At 50.1% G+C, this 6,266-nt stretch carries 8 protein-coding genes; 1 reads left to right on the top strand and 7 read right to left on the bottom strand.

The window, feature by feature from the left end; genetic code table 11:
• From J3351_RS13865 to J3351_RS13835, 7 genes are all read right to left on the bottom strand, one after another.
• A partial coding sequence (locus J3351_RS13865; protein WP_207697988.1) for a virulence-associated E family protein occupies positions 1-1,057 on the bottom strand: 1,057 nt, incomplete at its 3' end.
• The gene (locus tag J3351_RS13860) at positions 1,026-1,670 is read right to left on the bottom strand and encodes a CHC2 zinc finger domain-containing protein (RefSeq protein ID WP_147601776.1); all 645 of its coding nucleotides are present in this window, start codon (positions 1,668-1,670) and stop codon (positions 1,026-1,028) included. The genes J3351_RS13865 and J3351_RS13860, both read right to left, overlap by 32 nt.
• Before the next feature lie 64 nt (positions 1,671-1,734).
• The gene (mobQ, locus tag J3351_RS13855) at positions 1,735-3,315 is read right to left on the bottom strand and encodes a MobQ family relaxase (protein WP_207697987.1); all 1,581 of its coding nucleotides are present in this window, start codon (positions 3,313-3,315) and stop codon (positions 1,735-1,737) included.
• A 186-nt stretch (positions 3,316-3,501) separates the two neighbouring features.
• Positions 3,502-3,645: a hypothetical protein gene (locus J3351_RS13850; protein WP_164979630.1), complete on the bottom strand. Its 144-nt coding sequence runs from the start codon at positions 3,643-3,645 to the stop codon at positions 3,502-3,504.
• 299 nt (positions 3,646-3,944) lie between these two features.
• On the bottom strand, positions 3,945-4,241 hold the full coding sequence (locus tag J3351_RS13845; protein ID WP_173684220.1) for a DUF3847 domain-containing protein: 297 nt from the start codon (positions 4,239-4,241) through the stop codon (positions 3,945-3,947).
• Positions 4,234-4,575, bottom strand: coding sequence for a DeoR family transcriptional regulator (locus tag J3351_RS13840; RefSeq protein WP_005945246.1), 342 nt, complete (start codon positions 4,573-4,575; stop codon positions 4,234-4,236). Before J3351_RS13840 ends, J3351_RS13845 begins: the two co-directional genes overlap by 8 nt.
• Positions 4,572-4,760: a hypothetical protein gene (locus J3351_RS13835; protein WP_002304353.1), complete on the bottom strand. Its 189-nt coding sequence runs from the start codon at positions 4,758-4,760 to the stop codon at positions 4,572-4,574. Before J3351_RS13835 ends, J3351_RS13840 begins: the two co-directional genes overlap by 4 nt.
• A 484-nt stretch (positions 4,761-5,244) precedes the next feature.
• Here J3351_RS13835 and J3351_RS13830 point away from each other — a divergent pair, with 484 nt between their 5' ends.
• Entirely contained in the window at positions 5,245-6,051 is an 807-nt protein-coding gene (locus tag J3351_RS13830) for a helix-turn-helix domain-containing protein (RefSeq protein ID WP_002594811.1), read from the top strand.
• Positions 6,052-6,266 lie beyond the last annotated feature (215 nt).

Here is a 6,266-nt window from a genome sequence, read left to right as displayed (position 1 = left end):
CAAGATACGCCTGTATCATCCCGGCTTTGGTGTCCTCCGGCATAAAATCCCGCTGGTGTTCTTTGAGATACCGCTGCATGGCGGGGCTGAAAGCCAGCTTGAACCTGCCGCTTCGGTAAATCTCCATAGCTTCTGCCCACATTTGCTCGATATAGGCTCTGGAAGCAGCTTCATCCTCCAAAATGTGAACCTCGGCTTGTTCCGGGTACACCATGACGGGGATAAAGCGGCGATTGCCGGAACGGTCAAGGGGCAGGAAGTCAAGAGCATTGGAAGTGCCGCCAAACACGCACTGGCGGGGGCGGTCTGCCGGGTGGGTTTCATAGGGTATCTTGTAGACCTCCTTCTGCCGGCTTAAAAATGACTTGATTTCTTCGATGCTCTTGGCGTTTGCGGTTGCCATCATTTCCGACATTTCGATAATCCAGTGACCTTGCAGCTTGCGGTACACATTGTCATCGTCCAGCTTCCGCAAATCATCGGAGAACCACTCGTCCCGGACTGCCAGCAGACGGAAGAAGGTGGACTTGCCAGCCCCCTGACCGCCTACCAGACAGAGCATGATTTCAAATTTGCACCCTGGCTGAAAGGCTCGTGAGATTGCACCCAACAGGAACAGCTTCAATGCTTCATAGGTGTAATCATCTGCGTCAGCCCCCAGAAAGTGCCGCAGGCAGAAACGGATTCGTTCTGTCCCGTCCCACACAAGGGTATTGAGATAGTCCCGGATGGGGTGGTACTTGTTTTCATTCGCCACAATTCCAATGGCGTTATCAATCTTTTTCTCATTGGTAAGCCCATAGGTTTCTTCCAGATAAAGAAGCAGATACTTCATGTCCGTATCGTTCAGGGCGGTGCTTTCTCTGTGGAAGCCGATGGGCTTTATGATGTCCTTGCGGTCGGTCAGGATGTTGTATGCGATAGCCCCGGAAAGCAGAGGGTCACGCTGGAATACGGTCAGGCAGTTCCGTATGCTCTGACGGACACCGCCTTTCTCGGTAGTTTCCAGCCCCGCCTTGATTTCCTCAACGCTCTGTGGCGGCTGCATGGCGTTCATGGTGTTTTTTAGTTCTTGCTGCGTCTGCGGCGGCAAGCTCTGCCATTCGCTGTTCAAGCTGTATCACATCCTTTCCGTAGTCCGTAATCAAAGCCGCTTTTTCCTCTGTTTCCCCGAACAGCAGCACATCCAGCAGATACTCCACTTGGTCTTGCTTCTGTAAGGCTTCTATAAACCGGGGATGAAAGGCTTCCTCCGGGGAGTGTGGGGCGTAGTCCGTTCTCCATGCCCGAAGCAGATGGAGATAATCGGCAAGAATACGGAAGCAGCGGTTCTTTGCTTCCTGAAACTGTTCCTCCGGGGATTTCTGCCGGGGCTTTGGCTTTTTTTCCTTTCCCGGCGGTTTCCAGTCCTCATAGGAAAGCCCGAAGTCCTGTGCCAGCTGTACGGCGGCTTCTTTCTTTCTCAGCCCATACAGGGCGGCGGCAAAATCAATCACATCCCCATCCGCACCGCAGCCGAAGCAGTGGTAACGCCGATCCAGCTTCATGCTTGGGGTTTTATCATTATGGAACGGGCAGCAAGCCATCCCTTTCCGACCTACATGAATTCCATAATGCTCCGCAGCCTGTCTTGTTGTGACGGACTGCTTCACAGCTTCAAATACATTCAAATCTATCCCTCCTTGAAAAAAGAAAAGCACCTGACATTCTCTGATTGAAAATGGCAAGTGTCTGTTAAAGTTCCATATCCTGTTGTCTGTGTTTCGCCTGTGCCGGGGCGGTTCTTTGTGCTTTTTTCTCGTCTGCCTTATCCTGCAAGACTTCCTTGATGGGCTGCTTCTTGGGCGGCTCTTTGCTTTCCTCTGTGCCGGGTGTGGCTTTCCGTACCCAGTAGCGGATGTCCCGCAGCTTCTTCAAATCCTCCTGTACCTCTGTCAGCGGTACTTTCAGCTCTGCGATTTCGCTGAGAAGTTTTTCCTGCTCCTCTTGCAGCCCCTTTTGGGTACTGTCCTTATCGTCCGGGTGCTTGGCAAGGTAGGCGGCGGCTTTCTCATACCGGGCAACCTCCGGGTGTTCCTGTTTGAATTTCTCCTTTGTTTTCTTGAAAAATATCTTCTGGTACTTCTCATAGACAGGCTTACATTCCTTGCAGTCTGTCCGGCTGGCAAGAATCCCGTCAATCACTTTGCTGCGGGCTTCCTTTGGCTTCATCTGATTGCGGTAATCTGCGGCTGATTTCCCGGAAGATTCCAGAAACGCTTCTAAGTCCTCCACAGTGGAAAGCCCCTTTTGCCGGAGATAGGACAGGGCTTCGCTGACTGCCTTTAAGTCCTGTGAAGTCCCCCGGTTCTGTCCAGCCCTCGTCCAGTCCTTCCGTTCTTCCTTTCGTATCTCCATGTACTTCATCAGCAGATTGGGAAGAAGTGTCGCTTCCTCCGCCGCTTTTTGTGCAAGCAGCTCTTTCCGTTTTTCTCCCAGCTCGGTAATCCAGCCTTTGAGGTTTTGGATAAGCTGCCGGATGGACTTCATCAGACTGTTGGCGGCTCTGATTTCCCGGTTCAGGTTTCCGATATTCGTCTGGATACCACGCTTTTCCATCTGCCGGACAGCAGCCCCCTCATGGACAGTGGGGACAATATCAAGCCCCTGTCTGGCATAGGAACGCAAGTCCACACGCTCCGGACGGTCATTGGCTTCCAGATAGCGGTTCTGGATGACCTCCCATTCATGCCGCCAGATTTCGCAATACTTCTGGTCGTTCCAATCCACCGTATCCTCCTTGTGGCTTTTCCATCTGCCGGACGGAAGTTTTATCCGTTCCCCGTTTTCGTCAAGGTCATAAACCTTGCGGCTCTTGGGAAGCCATTTTCCATGTTCGTCCATTGCCCTCATAGTGAGCATGACATGGGCGTGGGGATTGTGTCCCGGCGGATGGGGGTCATGGATTGCAAAATCAGCAATCATGCCTTTGGAAACAAACTGCTGCTCACAAAACTCCCGGACAAGGACAGCATACTGGTCGGGTGGTATCTCTCTTGGGATGGTAAGCACCCACCGCCTTGCAAGCTGGGAGTTCCATTGCTTTTCCACCGCTTCGGCGGCATTCCATAGGGTATTGCGGTCTACATACTCCGGCGGGGCATTTGCCGGGAGCAGGATTTCATTGTGGACGATGCCACGCTTTTCCGGGTAGTGCTTCACTTGCTGGTCGTATTCACAGAACAGCTTTTCGCCACTCTGGTAAGCAGCGGCGGCAACCGCAGACTGTCGCTGGCTGCGCTGAACAATCGTGATTTCGTTGTGTGGGCAGGGCATTTCGTGTCCCTCCTTTCGGTAATTGGTGGATGGGGTGGCGTTTTACCACATCATTTTGGCAGAAAAAAAGCAGGAGACCTTTTTCAGATTTCCTGCTCGGTGTGCCGCTGTGTGGGCGGCGGGTATTTAGTTGTAAAAGTTCGGGGCAAGTTGACCCGATGTGAAGCTGATAAACTGGAAGTTATTTTACTTGCGTTCCATAAATCCTATGATTGAAAAAATCAATCCTACAATCCCAATCCCGATAACGAGCAGCCCCATTCCTGATGAGCAAAGAGAAATTATAATGGCAAAGAGTAGTATTGCAATACCTAATCCAATTTTCTTCATTGTAAATCCTCCTTTACAAATGTCGATTTGTTGTCACCTTCATTATACTTCATTGGCTATCGAAAAGATAGCATATTTTATGAAACTTGTCGGCTGGGAACAGCTTGCAGCGCAAGGTGTCCCCAGATGGCAAGTCCACAAAAGGGTAGCTGGCGGCAGCCAGCGCAGGGGAAGCGTAGCGTCCCCTGTTTGATTTGGAGCAGACCATGACTGCGGAAAATCACAGCCCTCCGGCGAGGAGCCTTCGGAGAACGCAATGCACCAACCTCTGGGTGGTGTATAATTGCGCCCTTAGTAAACTAAGGGGTTTCCGGCTTCTCCCGTTCCAGCATTGTTTTCAATAGTTCCTGCGTGTCCTTCCTGTGAAAAATGAGTTTCAACAACAGCATTACATCATCATCTGTCAGGCGTTCCGGCTCTTGCAGAAAACTTTCCAGCATACCGCCACGAGTGCAGAGCCGGTGCGTCCGTTCCTTTCGGGTAAGCTGCTTTAACTGGTGCTGCAACGCCTTTTCATCATTGATGGCTTTCCGCAGCTTCTTTTCGCTTTTTTCCAGCTCCCGGTTGAGCTTTTCCAGCTTTGAGGTATCAGGCAAGGGCAGCATCCTCCTTTCCCGGTATCAGCACATAAATTCGGTTTGGTTCTCCAACTCCCTGACGCACCCGCATGATAAGTCCGGCGGTTTCCAGTTCATTCAAAGAACGCTTGACCGTCATGGGGCTGCGGGACAGGACTGCGGCAATGGCTGTGACAGGGAAGCAGACAAACAGGATTCCGTTCTCGTCCTCCTGCCCATTGGAGAGCATAGCGTCCAACATCCGGCAGTACATGACCTTTGCGGTGCTGCTGACTGGAAATCCTGTCAACGCTCTGGGGAATGGCATACAGGGCGGCAATGGTGTGTCTATCGTCATAAATTCAAAATTCATTCGGTGTGTTCCTCCTTTTTCTTTGCTCGTTTGGATAAATAACGGGGGCAGTCAATCACAACCGCCCGGAAGCTCTGCTTGCACCCATGCTGGCATTTCCGGCATAATTCGTTGTAAGTGACACGCCCCCGGTCATTGAGGTAAAAGGAAAGCTCATGCTTCCTCTTTTTGCTCATTCTCGGCATATTGCGCTTCCTCCCGTTTTAGTGTATGGTTTCGGGGCGATTTTCGGCAAAATTACAGTCATAGAACCGCCTAAAATCTCCCGAAGTATCAGCGATAGGGTAGACTATCCCCCTATCAGATTGTCGTGTTTCGGTATCATTTCGGTGTCAGTTCGCCAGTTCTCCCTGGTGTCGTTCCTCCCCTGAATCTCACAGCGGCGTATCGCTCCCTTTGGTACGCTCGTTTCGGTCAGGGTTCCTCCACATCCCTGCCAAAAGTCATGGCACTACATCGCCGGGGAAGCATATCCCACACAGGCTGGTCATTCGATTGGAATAATCCATCGATGAACTACCTGTATCATAGAACATTTTTGTGCCCTGTGCCGTATGTCCACAAAGTAGGAATTCGGGGTAAAAATCAGAAATTTCCACGATTGCGGAATTGATATGGTATAATCAATTCAACGGTTATAAATGTCGTTAGAAAGGGGGAACTGCTTCAATGAACGGAGCTACTACAATACAGGAACGGCTAAAAGATTTACGATTAAACAAAGGATTAAAACTGGAAGAACTGGCTGAGCAAACGGGTATTTCAAAATCGGCTCTTGGCAGTTATGAAAAAGATGACTATAAGGAAATCAATCATGGCAACCTTATCCTGCTGGCAGATTTTTATGGGGTGTCCCTTGATTATCTCTTTTGCCGGACAGAGAACCGGGCAGAGATCAACACGCCATTAAGGGAGCTGCATTTGAGTGATGAGATGGTAGCACTTCTGAAAAGCGGTCGGATTAACAACCGTCTGCTGTGCGAACTTGCCACCCATAAGGACTTTATCAAGTTTCTTGCGGACATTGAGATTTATGTGGATGGAATTGCCACCATGCAGATTCAAAACCTCAACGCCCTTGTCGATACCGTCCGGCATGAAATCATTGAACGGTATCGCCCCGGCGAAGATGACCCCCATTTGAAAGTGCTGCAAGCCGCCCATATCAGCGATGATGAATATTTCAGCCACATGGTGCTGGATGACCTCAACCTCATTATCCGGGATATTCGGGAAGCCCATAAAAAGGACAGTGAGAGTGCACCCCAGACCACTGTTGCCAATGAACTGAAAGAAAATCTGGAAGCGGTCGAAAATTTCAAGGGCAGCCGGGATGAAAAGCTGGTTGTCCTTTACTGCAAGCAGCTTGGTATCAACTACAAAAATCTGTCAGACGAAGAATTTCGCTGGCTCATTCGTATTCTCAAAAAGTCAAAGAAAATGGGAACGCCTATCAGCCAGAGGAAAAAACGGTAAAGAAAAACCGCTGTTGCATGGTTTGTTGGCTTCCATGTAGCAGCGGTTTTTGCTGGGATTATTCAGTTGAATTTTTAGAACGACAAATTTGAATTTGTATGGCTCAACTCCTTATCGACCGGCCATAGCTCGTTTATAAAGTAGACCTCCTTTTATAAGTAACAACAGAAAAGCCACTGTTACTGCATATGGTTCTCTCGCAATCGCCAGATACA

Origin of the sequence: Faecalibacterium sp. Marseille-Q0746, from assembly GCF_017377595.1 — a bacterium.
Taxonomy (GTDB): Bacteria; Bacillota; Clostridia; order Oscillospirales; family Ruminococcaceae; genus Faecalibacterium; species Faecalibacterium duncaniae.
This window is presented reverse-complemented; position numbering and strand designations above follow the sequence as displayed.

Excerpts from the sequence above, each read along its gene's own strand:
- mobQ (WP_207697987.1), bottom strand. The coding sequence starts at position 3,315 with ATGCCCTGCCCACACAACGAAATCACGATTGTTCAGCGCAGCCAGCGA.
- J3351_RS13850 (WP_164979630.1), bottom strand. The coding sequence starts at position 3,645 with ATGAAGAAAATTGGATTAGGTATTGCAATACTACTCTTTGCCATTATA.
- J3351_RS13840 (WP_005945246.1), bottom strand. The coding sequence starts at position 4,575 with ATGAATTTTGAATTTATGACGATAGACACACCATTGCCGCCCTGTATG.
- J3351_RS13835 (WP_002304353.1), bottom strand. The coding sequence starts at position 4,760 with ATGCCGAGAATGAGCAAAAAGAGGAAGCATGAGCTTTCCTTTTACCTC.
- J3351_RS13830 (WP_002594811.1), top strand. The coding sequence starts at position 5,245 with ATGAACGGAGCTACTACAATACAGGAACGGCTAAAAGATTTACGATTA.